Below are 17,386 nucleotides of genomic sequence, written 5' to 3'. Positions count from 1 at the left end.
TCAATTCTTATCACAGTTTGGTGTTGAAACATTGCCATAATGTGTTGATATCATAAAAAACGCCAAAGAAAGTTGTCCCTCTTTGGCGTTTTATTCAATTATGTTTTACGTCGAAATTGAGTAAACGCGATCGTTCTTATTTTGCAGGACGAACAGCGATAACTTCAATTTCTACACGCCATGCTGGATTTGCCAGTTTAGCGATTTGGAAAGTTGAGCGTGCTGGCAGTTGGTCAGTTTTCGAAGCATCAAAGTACTTAGAATAACCATCCATAAAGCCTTTAAAGTCCATCTCACCCTTAGTTTCTTCACCACCAACTAGGAAGACTTGCATTTTAACAACGTCTTTCATGTCTAGGCCAAGTTCATTTAAGTGCGTTTTGATTTGTTCTAATACACTGATAGTTTGTTCTTCAGTGTTACCATAAGACGCTAATACGCCTTCTGGTGCATCTGCTGATTTCTTAGCCGGTACTTTACCGCTTAAGAATACGAGGTTATTAGCTGCACTCACTTCAACAGATTCAGAAATAGGCATACCGTTTAATTTATGGTGCACAACACCCTCCGCATTCGCGCTTGCTACACCAAAGATAAAAGGCAGGGCAACAAGTAAACTTTTATAACGCATGAAAACTCCTTAACATGTTTAATTTACAGTAAAACAAGGGGTTATTTACTTCTTAAAGCGATCCATACTAAATGGTGTTGGATCAATAACTGGTTTTTTGCCCGTTACGATATCAGCAGTGACTTCACCTGCTGCTGGGCCTTCAGTCATACCCCATACAGTAGCCGTATTAATAACTAGACCTGGGTATTCTTTGACTTCAGAAATAATAGGTAATTCATCAAATGTTGGGCTAACTACTGCCCCCCAACGTTCAACAACTTGTGATTTTTCAAATACTGGGAATTCAGCTTTCATTCTTTGGAATACAGCATCTAAGTGCTCAGTATTTTGTGTTGCTGTTGCAATGCGGTATTGCTCAAACGGTGTTTTTTCATCTAATTTCCAAGATGTTGGTATCTTGAATGAATTAAACAAGTCTTCACCGATAGAGAATTCTAATGGTAGCTCACCACCTCCTAATAGGTGCATGAACTTAGGTCCTAATAAGAAGCTATCTTTCACAATCGAACTGGTGAAAATACGCGGTGCGACAGCATAAGTACCATCAGCTTGTTCACGGAAGTGGATACCATTCGGTAAATGCACGTTACCACGAGGTGCGCCAGGAACACCTGATACACGTTGTTGTGATAAGTAAACATTCAGGGTTGGAATATCAATACCCATGTTACCCATAAATAAACGTGACCAAATCCCCCCCGCAAGAACAACATGAGATGTTCTAATTGCGCCTTTTTCTGTTACAACATCAGAAATTTTACCACCCGCAGTTTCAATGCCTCTTACCGCACAATTGGTATAAATTTTCACGCCAATTTGTTTAGCGTAGCGCGCTAATGCAGGTGTTCCTGTTTCTGGATCAACAGAACCTGAATCTTCTTCAAAAGCGGCAACAGTCCATGGTGTTTGAGCACCAACAAGACGGTTTGATAACTCTTCACCTTTAATGATGCGAGTATTTAATGGTGTATCGAATCCCGCAGTTTCTTTTGCTGTTTTGATCCACGCTTGAGCTTTATCAAATGCTTTTTCATCAGCAAGAGCTTCTACACGACCTTGTGTGCGATAACTGGTATCAGCACCAATTTTCTCGTTCATTCCACGCCATAAGATTTTCCCGTAATGGTGTAATGGGAAAATTTCTGGTGATGTTTGATAACTAATAATTTGGCTGTATGCTCGGCCTGATTGTTCACCACCAATCTCGCCTTTTTCTAAAATAGTGACACTCATGCCACGTTCTGCAAGGTTGATAGCGGTCATGATACCTTGGATACCACCACCAATAATCACTGCATCAGACTCTTTAGGCAGCGCACCTTCTGTACCTTCGACAAATGATGCTCTAGATTTAGCTTCAACGAATTTACCATCCCGGCGAACCATTGGAACTAACGCGGCACCACCAGCTAAAACGCCTGCAGCACCAACACCTAAAAGCAGCTTTCTCCTTGAAATTTTCATCTTCTACCTCAGTAATGGATTTACCATTTATATTTATAATGTTATTCATTTATTTCTTTAAAACTGAATAATACCATAGTTCATTATATTGTTAATAATTATAATTATTTGTTAACCGTTTCTTAGAATAACAATATCCATAGATACAATATGGTTACTTTAACCGTTTTTTTTCATAGAAACCCATCATTTAATGAATTAGCAATAGCAGAAGCTCATTCATTATTCGTTGATAAATAATGAAATAATAAGAAAGAAAGAAATTTTTAACAGAAAAAGTAATTGTTTAAATAATTAACATATTGATACAAACAACAAGGAGGAACTGTAAAATATTGTTTACAAAACAAGCAAAACCTATCGCACAATTGCATAAAATAAAAAGATGATCTTGGCTATGTAATAACCTTATTTTTACAAAACAAGTCATCTCACTTAATAACTGGTTTGTTGGTCAGTAAATAGAAGAATGTGCTTTTGGGAAAAAGCCTAGAAAAGAGGATATTTGAGTGCAAAATAAAACCCAAGTCAGTACAAATTTTCAATAAAAAAGCCAGAGGGTTAACTCTAGCTTTTCACGTAATAATAAAAATAAGCTTAAGCTCTATAAATAGAAATGGCTTATCTCATCGTCACAAATTCTTCTGCTGCTGTTGGGTGGATTGCCACAGTATCATCAAAGTCTTTTTTCGTTGCACCCATTTTCAGTGCCACCGCAAAACCTTGTAGCATTTCATCCATACCAAAACCAATACCATGAATACCAACAATTTTTTCGTCTGCACCAACACAAACTAACTTCATACGACACGGTTGACGATGACGAGTCACAGCACTATACATTGCGGTGAAAGATGATTTGTACACTTTGACTTGATCTGCACCGTATTGCTCAACGGCTTGAGGCTCTGTTAAGCCAACAGTACCAATAGCAGGATGGCTAAATACAACCGTTGGGATATTTGAATAGTCTAAGTGTTCGTTAGGTTTGTTGTTAAATAAACGTTCTGATAAACGACGCCCTGCGGCAACAGCAACAGGCGTTAATTCCACTGCCCCTGTATTATCGCCCACCGCATAAATTCCTTTTACATTGGTATTTTGGAATTTATCGACGTTAATATAGCCTTTTTCATTTAACTCCACACCCGTTGCCGCCAGATTCAGGTTATCTGTTGCTGGCTCACGACCAATTGCCCAGATTAATGTATCAACTGTCTGTTCTGTGCCGTTTTCCAGTTGTAGCGTTAAACTTCCATCTGCATTCTTAATCACCGCTTTAGGAATAGCATGTGTATGTAACTTAGGCCCTTCTGTTTCCATCACTTCTAACAGTGTTTCAACGATTAATGGGTCAAAATTACGCAGTGGTGCATGTTTACGTACAAATAGATGTGTTTCACTACCTAAAGCATTTAACACACCAGCAAGTTCAACCGCGATATAACCGGCGCCAACAACAGCAACGCGTTTTGGTAAAGCTTTTAATTCAAAGAAACCATCAGAATTAATACCATACTCAGCACCTGGAATATTAGGTTGAACAGGACGCCCCCCTGTTGCAATCAGAATATTATCAGCCGTGATCTTTTCACCATTAACTTCAATAGTATTGGCATCAACAAAACGAGCAAACCCTTGGATAACATCAACTTTGTTATTACCTAAGACACGGTCATAAGATTGATGAATACGATCAATATAAGCAGAACGGCTGCTGATCAGCGTATCCCAATCAAAACGGTTCACGGTGGTATCAAAACCATAATCAGGGCCGTATTGATGAATAGCTTCAGCAATTTGCGCTGCATGCCACATCACTTTTTTAGGTACACAACCCACGTTAACACAAGTGCCACCTAATGCTTTCGCTTCAATTAATGCGCATTTTTGACCATACATTGCTGCTCTATTAATTGATGCAATACCGCCACTACCGCCACCGATGGCGATGTAATCGTAATGTTTGCTCGTCATTTCTCTGATCCATTTATCTGTAGAAAAATAGGTAACTCACAGGCTAAGTCTTTCATATCATGATGTCTATTATGACAAAGTTTAAAACATAGCACGTCAGATTTTAGCTTTTACAGTAATAGGCAAAAACAATAATAAAGATGCTTATTCTGGTACAACCCACTCAACTAATGTATGTCCAATCCCCTCAGGAACTAAGGTTTTATGTAACCAAGGGAGTATCGATTTCATTTGTGATTCTAATTTCCAAGGCGGATTAATCACAATCATGCCTGATGCTGTCATCCCGAGTTGATCACTATCGGGTTTTACTGCCAATTCAATTTGTAAAATCTTACGGATCCCAGTGGCTTCAAGCTCTTTTAGCATGCGTTTGATTTGCTGACGGTGAACTACAGGATACCAAATCGCATAAGTTCCTGTCGCAAAACGCTTATGACCATCAACAACACCTTTAACAACCGCAGAATAGTCTTGCTTAAGTTCATAAGGTGGATCTATTAATGCGAATCCACGACGACTTGGTGGAGGTAACTTAGATTTTAATTGACCAAACCCATCTTCACGAGAAACTCGAACTCGCTCATCACGAGAAAATTCGGTACGTAATAAAGGAAAATCCGTTGGATGTAATTCTGTTAACACTAAAGAATCTTGTTCTCTTAGTAATTTACCCGCTAATAGAGGTGATCCTGGATAATAACGCAGTTCCCCACTTGCATTTAATTCTCCAACTGCTTCAAGGTAAGGCAAAATAAGCTCAGGCACTTCTTCTTGCTGCCATAAGCGTGCGATCCCTTCTAAATATTCGCCAGTGCGAGTCGCATGAGCATTGGTTAATTGATAACGTCCAGCGCCAGCATGAGTATCAAGATAAAGAAAAGGTTTCTCTTTCTCTTTTAAAGACTCAATGATGAGTGTTTGAACAATATGTTTTAAAACATCGGCGTGGTTGCCAGCATGGAAACTATGGCGATAGCTCAGCATTCTTTATCTTCCGTTAGAAATAAGTATAGCTTAGTAATTAATTTACTCTGAAATCGTGATTAAACTCAGTGTATCAGAAAAAGCCGAACTTCTTCATTGAAAGCGAAAGAAACGTTGTGTCTTAGTATTCAACCGTTATGATAACGCCATATTTCACTTAAGTTTAACTAGGATAGAATGATGAAAAAATTACTTTTTACTGCCATCGCCTTAAGCTTACTAACAAGTCATGCTTATGCAGATAGATCAACCAATGGCTGCGAGATAAAAAAACAGAATATCCAAAAACAGATGGAATATGCAAAAGCACATGGTAATCAATATCGTATCCAAGGCTTGGAAAGAGCATTACAAAATGTTGAACGCTATTGCACACCTGAAAAAGTAGTTGAGAACACGCGCCTTGAATTACGTGAAAAACAACTTGATGTTAAAGAACGTGAGCTTGAATTAAAAGAAGCACAACTTAAAGGTGATGCAGATAAAATTGCTAAGCAAGAAAGAAAGCTAGCTGAAGAAAAAGCAGATTTAAAAGCAATTGAAGAAGAATTAAATCTACTGACAAAATAGTTATCATCAGTAATTAATGTCTACTCCTTATTTGACTGTGAAATGCAGAATAAAACAATAAGTGAGTAGCCATTCTCTTATTAAACTACACTTAATTTCAGAATTGCAGTATTGGTTTTTTTATCCTTTATTAAGTACAAGATTATCTACGCCTTTTGATAGAGCATCATCTACACTTAAGCCAGAACAAACAAATACATCTCCTAAATCAGTGGCTAATTACAATAAGCATAAGGTGTGTAATAGAAATTAAGCTATGATATTTTTGAGTGAAAACTATAGTAGTGACACTCAATTATTAAAAATGGACAGATCTAATTAAAGAGGATATATGTCAGAAGAGCAGCAACCCAAAACAGAGAACGAAAAAACTCAACTGACTCAGCCGCTCAAAAAAGGGCTGGAAAAAGGGCTCCATGGCGGAAAAAAAGCCATCGGTATTGGAATAAAAATCAGTAATTTTATTACTAACATCCCTTTTATTGCACATCTTATTCGCACCGCCGAACGCTTTACTGACAGAATGGGAAATCAGTTTGGCGCCGCGATTACCTATTTTTCATTCTTATCATTAATTCCTGTATTAATGCTTTCCTTTGCTTGTGCGGGTTTTGTTTTAGCCTCAAACCCAGATTTACTTGCGAAATTAATTACAGGCGTCGCCAATAGCATTGACGATCCAACGCTTGCATCTACGGTTCAACAAAGTATTGATACCGCTGTTCGCCAGCGTACCACCGTTGGTTTAACGGGTTTAGCTATTGCTCTTTATTCTGGTGTTAATTGGGTAGGTAATTTACGCCAAGCCATTTTGGCGCAATCACGCCCCGTTTGGGAAAGAAACAAAGAAGAGCAAGAGAAAATCTATTTTCGCTACTTTCGTGACTTTTTAGCGCTAATTGGCTTACTTTTTGCGTTAATTGTCACTATTACACTCACTTCTGTGGCTGGCTCAGCCCAAAGAATGATTGTTCACACATTGGGATTAGACGGTATTGAATGGTTAACGCCAGCCTGGACAACCATCGGCTTAACTATTTCCATTACTGCAAACTATTTACTCTTTTTATGGATATTGTGGATCTTGCCCCGTCATCAACCAAAACGAATTTCACTTATTAAAGGCACACTGATCGCTGCCATTGGTTTTGAAATATTGAAATCTGTCATGACATGGATGCTACCCAAAATCGCAAGCTCACCTTCAGGTGCCGCATTTGGTTCAGTAATAGGTTTAATGGCTTTTTTCTACTTTTTTGCCCGATTAACGCTCTTTTGTGCCGCGTGGATCGCCACTGATGGCCCAAATATGCGTAAAGAACAGTTGTCTGAAACGCAATCAACATCTTAACTTTATGATAAAACTACATGGTTAATTCCCTGCATTAACCGTCTATACATAACGTAATAAGGAAAAATAATGCCATACGTTAATATTAAAATTACACGCGAAGGTGCAACCGCAGAGCAAAAAGAGCAACTCATTGCGGGAGCAACACAACTTTTGGTGGATGTATTAGGTAAAAACCCAGCAACTACCGTTGTCGTCATTGATGAAGTTGAAACAGATAACTGGGGAATAGGCGGTAAAACAGTGACAGAATTACGAGCAGCAACAAAAAGTAAATAAAGAATTTCTGCAATATAAATAAAGGGTGCCAAGTACACCCTTTTTGCTGATTTATTTTCCTGACAGATAAGGAAGTAACTATGGTTCAATCAATGACTGATGCTTTTCATGCCTTACCTTCAGCAAGTGCTATCTATATTACAGGTGCAGGCATTCAGTACCCTTTTGGTATGGCGCACGGATTTGCTGATGAAAGTACCCAGAAAAAATTAACTGTAGATACGCCTTTTCGAATCGCGAGTAATACGAAAACCTTTCTCGCTGCTGCTTTTTTACGTTTATGGGAACAAAATGCACTGTCCCTTGATGATGATATAACTAAATACTTAAGTTCGAATTATCAACAGACATTATTAGAGTTAGGGTATGATCTTAAAACCATTACACTACGCCATTTATTAAGCCATAGTAGTGGATTATTCGATCATGCAAATGAAGCTTATCTTGCCGAGGTGATTAAAGATCCCTCTCATAAATGGACACGAGAAGAGCAAATAGCGCGCTATGCTCAACAAGGCTTTCCGATTATTCCGGCAGGGAAACGCTTCATTTATTCAGATACAGGATACATTTTGTTAGGTGATATTCTTTCCCAATTTATGAGAAAAAATATGGCCACTGCCGTTCGTGAATTATTGCATTTTCAAGACTTAGATTTACCACAAACGTGGTGGGAAGATTTAGAACAACAACCTAAGCATCCTAAAGCACGAGCGAGACAATTTACAGGTGAGCATGAAGGTACTCATATTGATGCTTCAATGGATGCTTTTGGCGGTGGCGGACTTGTGATGACAACTCTGGAATTAGCTAAATTTACAGCTGACCTCTTCGAAGATAGAGTTTACTTGCATCCATCAACCTTAAAAGAGATGAAATGGCAAGGCTCACATATAGGTGCTGCGAATTATCGTTTAGGTTTAATGGCAGAAGAAACTGCCCTAGGCACACTTTACTATCACCTTGGTTATTGGGGCTCTGTCGCTTATTACTTACCTGAAAAACAGATTGCTATTGCCGGTTTTACAACCCAAAGAAATAACCGCGAAGATTTGATAGCCATTATTAAAGAAGCGTTTAAACGCCTTTAAATCAAAAAATAAAAGCCAAAAATGTATCAATAACACTTTTGGCTTTTTGTCTATTTTATGACTGATATATTATTAATATCAGCCTATCTTTAATTTATTACGATTTCTTCGTCGGCGTTGTGGCTACCGCTGGAATTGTTACATTAGGAGTTTCAACGACTTTATTGGGTGTAACATCAGTTGCCACAGGTGCCGGTGTATTTGTCGTTTCAGGATGAACTTGTTTTTCAAATTGAATACGCAATTCACCTAAATTTACCGTTGGTGTTTCACCACTTTGCGTTAATACAAAAGTAATATCTTCAGATAAAACTCGTGAAAGCTCTTGATTTAATGTCTCTTTTGTTAAACCAGCTAAAAATGCTTGGCGTAAACGCTGATATTGTTCAGGTGGGATATCAATAATATTGCTTTGTTGTGATAACAGACGCTGATTAATTAAAATAGCCGTGCTGGTTTTAGCATAACGTGCAAACAACTGCGTTAATTGAAGTTGTTTTTCTTGTTGCAGCTCTTGATATAATTCATCACTGATACCTTGGTTACGCAAGCGACCCAATTCTTCTCCTACCCATGATGCTAATGCAGGAATATGCGCTGTGGCTGTATCAATATTTAGCGAGCAACTTGCACGCTGATATTGTACTCGGCAATCAATGTTAATTTGAGTGCTGTCGTTTTCCTTACGTTGTTCAAGACTACGACCTAAATGCACAAAAATCACTTCACGAGCTAAATCACTTAACCAATATTTATTTAACGTGTCAGAATCTTTTACTGGCGACCAATCTAAATCCCAAATTAAAGCAATTTGGTCTTTTGCACGCATAGGCTCTTGCACATATAACGTTTCAGGTTTCATATCGGCAAGAACAGGCACTGGAACAGGTGTTACACGCTTTCCTGATAGAGGTGAAAAAACCTGATTAATACTTTCAGTCAATACTCGATTATCAACATTCCCTGCAATATAAAGTGTCATCATATCAGGGGTATACCAGCGTTGCTGATAATCTGACAGCTCTTTAGTATTTACAGATTGATTAACAGGTTTGCCCGGATTGTGACCTTTTAAATTAGAACCTTCAAGACGTGAGCGCCAGATAGGATCTTCAATATTAAGAGGAAATGTTGCAATAGGAAGCTGTGATTGAACTGCATTACGAACCGCATCTTCAGTATATTGTGCCGGTTTAGCAATGCCTGCTAATAATGCAAAAGCATCCTTTAACAGTTCAGGCTGATTATTCGGTAAACTTAGATTATAAACAGTAAAATCATATGAAACGATCATCGGAGGTAACGGATAGTCAGGATCTAACGCATTTTTCCATAGATTTTCGCGTTTTTCTGGCGTTAAACTCGTATTTTCCAAAACGTTGAGTTTGGACACCAAGGATGAAAAACCCGTTTCACTGCTTTTTTCTGATAAAGACCCCGTATTGACTAATAAACGGATCTGTATTCTATCATTTGGGCGTTGTGGTGTTTGTAAGATTTGCCACTGAAAACCATTTGCTAGTCGCCCTTCTTGCCAAGCCGGATCAGGCTGTAAAGCTTCAGCTTGAACTTGGCAAATAACAGCGCCGAACATAACGCTTCCCAATAAAATTCGTGTTATTACACCCTGCATGTGAACCTCTGTTGTATTAATCCTTGGTATTAAACCACTTATGAGGTTTAACAATAAGTGCTAAAAGACATGTTAGATGTCGGATATCTATTTTTTGTATTATCATTCTTTATCACCACAGAAACATGAAATGAAATCACTATAGTGATTAGACTCATTATGGTGTAAGAAGGTTCAGACCTTCGGCAGTTTTTGCTCAGATTTTTGATGATTATATCCTTTAACCAGCAAACCAATCTCATCATCACAATGTGATTTTGGACAAGATAACGCTGAAACTTGGTTATCTTTATTGAGGGTGACGGCAATTTGGCGTAAAGGTTTTACAACAATACGATTAATACACCAACTAATAGCAACCGTAAGAATAAGTCCCATCAACAGATAAGTTGTTAGCATCAAGGCAACCGTATTACTGGCAAAACGATAAAAACGATTTGTGTCAGCCTGTAAAATGAGATGACCACTATAAGACTTATCATCTGTTGAAGTAATACCTAATGGCTGTAAAGGAATAACAGCTTCAACGGGAATACCAAAAAGCCAACTGGAGAAGTCGGAAACTTCTTTCTTAGGTGCAAAATCTAAATTCATCACTTGCACATTTTCAGGTTGCATGACAATCGCTTTACCCAAAATACCGGTCGCTTTTAGGGTAACTATCTGCTGTTTAGCATCGTTCAAATCTGATCGTAACAATGCATCTGCGAGTGGTTGTTGGATACTTACACCGGCATTAAAAAGCTGATTTTGATAATCTTCACGGCGTTGATCTATTAAATAAACAAGTTGAATACTGATAAAAATAGCAATAGTCACCAACGTAACGCCCGCAACAGCGGCCATCTGTTTTATTGTTAATGAATGTTTAAGATGAGGTTTCATCATTGCTATTTCCAATATACATGTCTGAACAGAGTGATTATACTGTATTTTTGTGATTATGTATCACTCTCAATAAAGAAAATAACGTTATAAAGAGCGCCTATCCATTAAAATAAAAGTAGATAAATATATAGTTATTATTATTTGAGTATAGTGATAAGATAAAAATAGTAAAATAAAACCTTACTCTCTCTTAATTATTTACAACAAACCCACTTCATTTTTAATGAAAAGATACAATTCACTAAAAAATACCATGACATATAAAATTAAACACTATTAAACCCTCACCGCTAAGTTAAAATACAATGTTAAGCGCAGTCTATTTACTAATGGAAAATATTACTTTCTATTAATATCATTGAAGTTTATATTTTAAAAAAATCATATAAATATAATATTTGATATCTGTAAAATCATTATTAGATTATTTAGTTAAGATTAATTAAATATTATTAATAAAAAAATAAGAACAATATAAATCAGTATATTGTTCTTATTTAATGAAATAAATTTATTTTATTTAAACTATTGTATTATCTTGCTCTACCGCAAAACAAGCAATAAGCTGACCATTATACTCTTTTAATGATGGCTGTAATTGGCTACATGGACCAAATGCACGGCGACAACGAGCCGCGAAAGCACAACCTGATGGCGGATTTAATGGGCTTGGTAATTCTCCCGTTAATTTAATACGCTCTCGTCTTAATTCAGGCGTCAATCTTGGTGTTGCTGATAATAATGCCTGTGTATAAGGATGTTGTGGATTTTCAAAAATTTGAGCTTTTGTTCCTTTTTCTACACAACGCCCTAAATACATGACAATAACTTCATCTGCGATATGCTCAACAACCGAAAGATCATGGGAAATAAAAACATAAGAGAGTCCCATATCTTGTTGCAGATCCATCATCAAATTGAGAACTTGGGCACGAACGGATACATCGAGTGCAGAAACCGGCTCATCGGCTACCACAATATCAGGATCAAGCATCAAACCACGTGCAATAGCAATACGCTGACGTTGACCACCAGAAAACATATGTGGGTATCGACTATAGTGTTCCGTTTTTAATCCAACTTTAGCCATCATTGATAATACTTTTTCTTTACGCTCAGAAGCATTTAGTGTTGTATTAATCAATAAAGGCTCTTCTAAAATTTGCCCCACTTTTTTACGCGGGTTCAATGATCCATAAGGATTTTGAAACACAATTTGGATCTTTTGGCGACGTAGTTTCTCAGCCGATTTATCTTTAATTAACAGATTTTGCCCTCGATAAGAAAGCTCGCCGGAAGTAGGGATCTCAATCATCGTTAATAATCGACCTAATGTGGATTTACCACATCCCGATTCACCGACAATCGCCAAAGTTTTACCGCGTTCTAATTCAAAAGAAACACCATCAAGGGCTTTAACTGTTCTCTCTTTTGAAAAAAGCCCGCCTTTTACGCTGTAATATTTCGCTAAATTAACCGCTTTTAATAAGGGAGTTGATACATTTGGATTAACTTCAGCCATGGGTAGGTTCCCCTGCATTATCTAACGGTGTATGACACTTCACACGATGCGTTCCTAATTCTTTTAATTCCGGCTCAATCTTATAACATTCATCATGAGCATATGGGCAGCGTGGATTGAGTAAGCAACCAGTTGGTCGATCATAGCGCCCTGGTACAACGCCCGGTAACGATGCTAATCGTGCCTTATTACTCGCAAACTCAGGAAGTGCTCTTAATAATGCTTGAGTATAAGGATGGCGAGGCGCTTTAAAAATTTCTGATGCTTTTCCGGATTCCACCACTTGCCCTGCATACATCACAATAATGGTATCTGCGGCTTCTGCCACTAATGCTAGATCATGAGTGATCAACACGAGCGCCATATTTTCTTGTTTTTGTAAATCAAGCAAAAGCTCTATGATTTGAGCCTGAATAGTTACATCCAGTGCAGTGGTCGGTTCATCAGCAATCAATAATTTAGGGCGACAAGCGATCGCCATTGCGATCATCACTCGCTGACTCATTCCCCCTGAAAGCTGATGCGGATAGACATCTAAGCGAGAAGCGGGATCAGGTATCCCCACCAGCGTTAAGAGATCGATAGCACGTTGTTTACGTGTTTTACGACTCCCTCCTTGATGGACTTTTAACGCTTCCATAATTTGATAGCCAACCGTAAAGCAAGGATTCAAGCTTGTCATTGGATCTTGGAAAATCATCGCAACATCAGCACCGACTAAATTGCGTCGCTCTGATTCAGAGATTTTCATCAGATCTCTACCATCAAAATAGAGCTCTTGTGCGCTTACTCGCCCAGGAAAATCGATAAGCCCCATAATCGCCAATGAGCTGACTGATTTACCTGAACCGGATTCCCCTACAATACCGACAACTTGCCCTTCTTCAACTTGATAGCTAATTCGGTCTACCGCTTTAAACGGAGTATCTTCATCACCAAAGTGAACAGATAGTTGATTAATATTTAGTAATGCCATGTTCTTACCCCGTTACTGCTTTAATTTCGGATCAAGCGCATCTCGTAAACCATCACCCATTAAGTTAAAGGCTAATACGGTAAACAAAATCGCCAGACCAGGAAACGTCACAACCCACCATGCACTTTGTGTAAACTGCAACACATCAGATAACATGGTTCCCCATTCAGGTGTTGGCGGCTGCGCACCCATGCCTAAAAAGCCCAATGCCGCCATATCTAAGATTGCATTAGAAAAACCTAAAGAGGCTTGAACAATTAAAGGAGCAAGGCAGTTAGGTAAGATATTAATAAACATCTGACGCAGTGAACCCGCGCCCGCAACACGAGAGGCAATCACATAATCGCGATTAACTTCGATTAAGACGGCAGCACGAGTCAGTCGAACATAATGCGGTAAGGCAACAAAAGTTAATGCGATAGATGCATTAACAATAGAGGGACCAAAAATAGCAACTAATACTAACGCTAATAATAAACTGGGTAATGCCAACATGATATCAACGACACGCATAATGCCGATATCCACAAGACCACCAAAATAGCCCGCTGCCAGCCCTAAAATAATTCCTAAGATAAGTGATAGCACGACAACAATACAGCCCACCAATAATGAAAGGCGAGCACCAAACATTAAGCGAGAAAGAATATCGCGCCCAACATCATCAGTACCTAGAATAAATTGCCAACTTCCCCCGTCTTGCCAAACAGGAGGCGCTAATAAGAAATCACGAAATTGCTCATTAGGGGCGTGAGGTGCAAGAAAACCAGCCAGTAATGCAATAAGCAACATAATTACAATATAGATCAATCCAATAACGGCACCTTTATTTTGTTTAAAGTAGTGCCAAAATTCTTGGAAGGGCGTCATAGGAACCGGTGCACTGATGACCGGTGTTACTTTATTTTCAGTCATTATGCATTCCTTATTTTTTATGGCGAATACGAGGATCTACAATGCCATAAAGAACATCAACCAACAGATTGACGAAGATAATCATCGTTGCAATTAAAAGCACACCACCTTGAACAACGGGGTAATCACGTCGCTGTAAAGCATCAATCAACCAACGTCCTAATCCCGGCCATGAGAAAATAGTTTCTGTTAAGATTGCACCCGCCAGCATTGTTCCGACTTGTAATCCAATAACGGTGACAACAGGCAACATCGCATTACGTAATGCGTGGATAAGAATAACGCGAGCGCGACTTAAACCTTTTGCTCTAGCAGTACGAATATAATCTTCGCCTAATACTTCAAGCATCGAAGAACGCGTCATACGGACGATAACAGCTAAAGGAATGGTTCCTAATACAATGGCAGGCAAAATGATGTGATGAACGGCATCTAAGAAATCCCCTTCCTCACCCCAAATAAAGGTATCAATCAGCATAAATCCGGTGAGTGGATTACTGTCATCTAAAAAGACGCTATCAGCAAGACGCCCAGATACTGGGGTTAGATCTAATTTTACAGACACTAGCATGATTAACATGATCCCCCACCAGAAAATTGGCATGGAGTAACCAGCTAATGACACACTAATCGCAGTATGATCAAAGATAGAGCCACGTTTTACCGCAGCCAAAACCCCAACAGGGATCCCAACCGAAACCGCAAAAATCATGGCACAAACGCCAAGTTCTAAAGTGGCTTTAAAGCGAGGTAAAAATTCATCCCATACAGGAATGCGGCTTTTTAATGAGATACCCAAATCACCATGGAAAATGCCATTTAGGTAATTGATATATTGTTGCCATAAAGGCTTATCTAGCCCCAACTCTGCCATTAAATAAGCATGGCGCTCTGGAGTAAGTCCACGCTCACCCGCCATAATCATTACCGGATCACCGGGAATAAGATGAACGAAAATAAACGTCAATAATGTAATTCCGATAAACGTAGGGATCACAAGTCCCAAACGTTGAAGGATAAATTGCAGCATATCCTAATTCTCTTTTCAAACATCAGCTAAAAGATAGCGCTGATAAATCAGGGGAAAGTCCCCTGCGCCCACAGTGTACTGAATGTATTCGTTATTATTGAATAGCGGTGCCTTTCATAAAGAAAGACACCGTACTTAAGACAACCCAACGATTAGGTATTGCTATTATTTAAGAGAGACATTCTCGAAGTGATGTTTACCTAATGGATCAACCACATAGTTTTCTACTTTTTTACTCACTGGTTCATAAACGGTCGAGTGAGCAATAATTAGAGCAGGTGCTTGATCATGCATCACAACTTGAGCTTGTTTGTAGAGTTCAACACGTTTGTCGTGATCGGCGGTGATCCGTGCTGGCTGGATCAGATCTTCAAATGGCTTATAGCACCATTTTGAATAGTTCGAACCTTGCTCTTTGGCTGCACAACTAAATAGCGTAGCGAAGAAGTTATCAGGGTCCCCGTTATCACCCGTCCAACCCATCATAACCGCTTGGTGTTCACCGGATTTAGCACGCTTGAGATATTCCCCCCACTCATAACTTACTATTTTGGTTTTAACACCAATTTTTTCCCAATCCGCTTGTACCATTTCAGCCATGCGACGAGCATTTGGGTTATAAGGACGCTGTACTGGCATTGCCCATAAATCGATAGTAAAGCCCTCTGCAAGACCGGCTTCTTTTAGCAGTGCTTTCGCTTTTTCAGGGTTATACTCGTAATCGACGATATCATCGTTATAACCCCACATGGTAGGAGGAATAAGGTTTTTCGCTTTCTGTCCGGCACCCTGATAAACCGCTTCAATAATGGCGTCTTTATTCACTGCCATACTTAATGCTTGGCGAACCTTTTGGTTATCCAGTGGTTTTTTCTCAACGTTAAAAGAGATATAACCTACGTTTAAGCCCGGTTGTTCTAATAGATTGATATCGCTATTTTGTTTCATCTTCGCAATATCAGCAGGATTTGGGAAAGGCATTGCCTGACACTCGCCTTTTTGCAGTTTTGCATATCGTACAGAGGCATCAGGTGTAATAGAGAAGACTAAACGATCAATATCGGGTTTTTTGCCCCAATATTGGTCATTGGCTTTATAAAGAATACGAGAATCTTTTTGATATTGCTGTAATTGGAAAGGTCCCGTACCGATAGGATCGAGATCCACTTTCTCAGGTGTACCAACTTTCATCATGTTATCCGCATATTCAGCAGATAATATAGATGCAAAGTCCATTGCCATATCAGCAATAAAAGGCGCTTCTGAACGAGTTAAAACAAAACGAACAGTATGATCATCAACTTTCTCGATTTTCTCGATCATGTTGTTCATATCCATTCCGGAGAAGTATTCATAACTTCCACCAGAGACTTTATGGTAAGGATGTTTTGGGTCCATTTGACGCATAAACGTGTACATCACGTCATCCGCATTAAATTCACGTGTTGGCTTAAAGGTTTTACTACTATGCCAATTTACGCCTTTACGTAAATGGAAGGTATACACTTTGCCATCATCACTCACATCCCAGCTTTCAGCTAAGCCCGGAATAATTTCTGTAGTCCCCAGCTTAAACTCAACTAAACGGTCATAGATAGGCACTGAACTTGCATCATAGGTTGTTCCAGAGGTAAATAACTGAGGGTTAAATCCTTCAGGTGAACCTTCAGAGCAATACACCAATGTTTTAGCCTGCACACCCGCAGAAACAGCTAATGCGAGCAATCCAATTGTGGCGGTCAAAATTCCTGTCTGTTTTTTGGAGCTTTTCATCATTACTCTCCGAAATTGTTCTGTTGTGTTTTGGTTTCCTGTTTAAAAACGGAATACCTTTTTATTTTGTCATTGTTCAATTAACCAACTGTATTCCCTTACGTCAATAAGGTGTTAGAAGGTAAAATGAACTCGTTATAAACACAAATGAAACAAATATTGAACAAACTCAGAATAAAAAAATAAGTCTCTGGCTAATATCTAGTCAATAAAACCACACATTAATAAATCCTTAAGTGAAATGACTGTTTTAAAAAAAGCCATAATTTGTGATTGAACGCTTAAATATTGAACGA

Annotated in this window: 15 protein-coding genes; 4 read left to right on the top strand and 11 right to left on the bottom strand. The window is 38.7% G+C overall.

What is annotated here, in order from left to right:
* Positions 1–136: 136 nt before the first annotated feature.
* The 4 genes from DK865_RS00625 to DK865_RS00610 form a co-directional block, all read right to left on the bottom strand.
* The gene (locus tag DK865_RS00625; RefSeq protein ID WP_023583272.1) at positions 137–631 is read right to left on the bottom strand and encodes a RidA family protein; all 495 of its coding nucleotides are present in this window, start codon (positions 629–631) and stop codon (positions 137–139) included.
* 45 nt (positions 632–676) lie between these two features.
* Positions 677–2,098: an NAD(P)/FAD-dependent oxidoreductase gene (locus DK865_RS00620; RefSeq protein WP_109390912.1), complete on the bottom strand. Its 1,422-nt coding sequence runs from the start codon at positions 2,096–2,098 to the stop codon at positions 677–679.
* Between the two features lie 621 nt (positions 2,099–2,719).
* The gene (gorA, locus tag DK865_RS00615) at positions 2,720–4,075 is read right to left on the bottom strand and encodes a glutathione-disulfide reductase (RefSeq protein ID WP_023583270.1); all 1,356 of its coding nucleotides are present in this window, start codon (positions 4,073–4,075) and stop codon (positions 2,720–2,722) included.
* A 144-nt stretch (positions 4,076–4,219) separates the two neighbouring features.
* A complete protein-coding gene (locus tag DK865_RS00610) occupies positions 4,220–5,062 on the bottom strand; it encodes a 23S rRNA (adenine(2030)-N(6))-methyltransferase RlmJ (RefSeq protein WP_109390911.1) in 843 nt (280 codons plus the stop codon).
* A 180-nt stretch (positions 5,063–5,242) separates the two neighbouring features.
* Between DK865_RS00610 and DK865_RS00605 the strand changes: the two genes are divergently transcribed.
* The 4 genes from DK865_RS00605 (at position 5,243) to DK865_RS00590 (ending at position 8,353) form a co-directional block, all read left to right on the top strand.
* A complete protein-coding gene (locus DK865_RS00605) occupies positions 5,243–5,632 on the top strand; it encodes a DUF1090 domain-containing protein (RefSeq protein WP_036914376.1) in 390 nt (129 codons plus the stop codon).
* A 331-nt stretch (positions 5,633–5,963) separates the two neighbouring features.
* Positions 5,964–6,983: an inner membrane protein YhjD gene (yhjD, locus tag DK865_RS00600; RefSeq protein WP_023583267.1), complete on the top strand. Its 1,020-nt coding sequence runs from the start codon at positions 5,964–5,966 to the stop codon at positions 6,981–6,983.
* A 69-nt stretch (positions 6,984–7,052) separates the two neighbouring features.
* A complete protein-coding gene (locus tag DK865_RS00595) occupies positions 7,053–7,262 on the top strand; it encodes a 2-hydroxymuconate tautomerase family protein (RefSeq protein WP_006534633.1) in 210 nt (69 codons plus the stop codon).
* An 80-nt stretch (positions 7,263–7,342) separates the two neighbouring features.
* Positions 7,343–8,353, top strand: coding sequence for a serine hydrolase domain-containing protein (locus DK865_RS00590; RefSeq protein ID WP_023583266.1), 1,011 nt, complete (start codon positions 7,343–7,345; stop codon positions 8,351–8,353).
* Between the two features lie 97 nt (positions 8,354–8,450).
* Here the strand turns inward: DK865_RS00590 and DK865_RS00585 are convergent, their stop codons facing one another.
* From DK865_RS00585 to dppA, 7 genes are all read right to left on the bottom strand, one after another.
* Complete coding sequence (locus DK865_RS00585) at positions 8,451–9,986, bottom strand: insulinase family protein (RefSeq protein ID WP_228407703.1); 1,536 nt, start codon at positions 9,984–9,986, stop codon at positions 8,451–8,453.
* A 174-nt stretch (positions 9,987–10,160) separates the two neighbouring features.
* Complete coding sequence (locus DK865_RS00580; RefSeq protein ID WP_109390927.1) at positions 10,161–10,871, bottom strand: HAMP domain-containing protein; 711 nt, start codon at positions 10,869–10,871, stop codon at positions 10,161–10,163.
* A gap of 523 nt (positions 10,872–11,394) precedes the next feature.
* A complete protein-coding gene (gene dppF / locus DK865_RS00575; protein WP_109390910.1) occupies positions 11,395–12,396 on the bottom strand; it encodes a dipeptide ABC transporter ATP-binding subunit DppF in 1,002 nt (333 codons plus the stop codon).
* On the bottom strand, positions 12,389–13,372 hold the full coding sequence (dppD, locus tag DK865_RS00570) for a dipeptide ABC transporter ATP-binding protein (RefSeq protein ID WP_023583262.1): 984 nt from the start codon (positions 13,370–13,372) through the stop codon (positions 12,389–12,391). Before dppD ends, dppF begins: the two co-directional genes overlap by 8 nt.
* 12 nt (positions 13,373–13,384) lie before the next feature.
* Positions 13,385–14,287, bottom strand: coding sequence for a dipeptide ABC transporter permease DppC (gene dppC, locus DK865_RS00565; protein ID WP_023583261.1), 903 nt, complete (start codon positions 14,285–14,287; stop codon positions 13,385–13,387).
* Positions 14,288–14,297: 10 nt separating this feature from the next.
* Positions 14,298–15,317, bottom strand: a complete 1,020-nt coding sequence (gene dppB, locus DK865_RS00560; RefSeq protein ID WP_023583260.1) for a dipeptide ABC transporter permease DppB — start codon at positions 15,315–15,317, stop codon at positions 14,298–14,300.
* 165 nt (positions 15,318–15,482) lie between these two features.
* The gene (gene dppA / locus DK865_RS00555; RefSeq protein ID WP_109390909.1) at positions 15,483–17,090 is read right to left on the bottom strand and encodes a dipeptide ABC transporter periplasmic-binding protein DppA; all 1,608 of its coding nucleotides are present in this window, start codon (positions 17,088–17,090) and stop codon (positions 15,483–15,485) included.
* Positions 17,091–17,386: the final 296 nt, after the last annotated feature.

This window comes from Proteus cibi (assembly GCF_003144405.1).
GTDB lineage: Bacteria > Pseudomonadota > Gammaproteobacteria > Enterobacterales > Enterobacteriaceae > Proteus > Proteus cibi.
The sequence above is the reverse complement of the archived record's forward strand: the minus strand, read 5'-3'. Positions and strand labels throughout refer to the sequence as shown.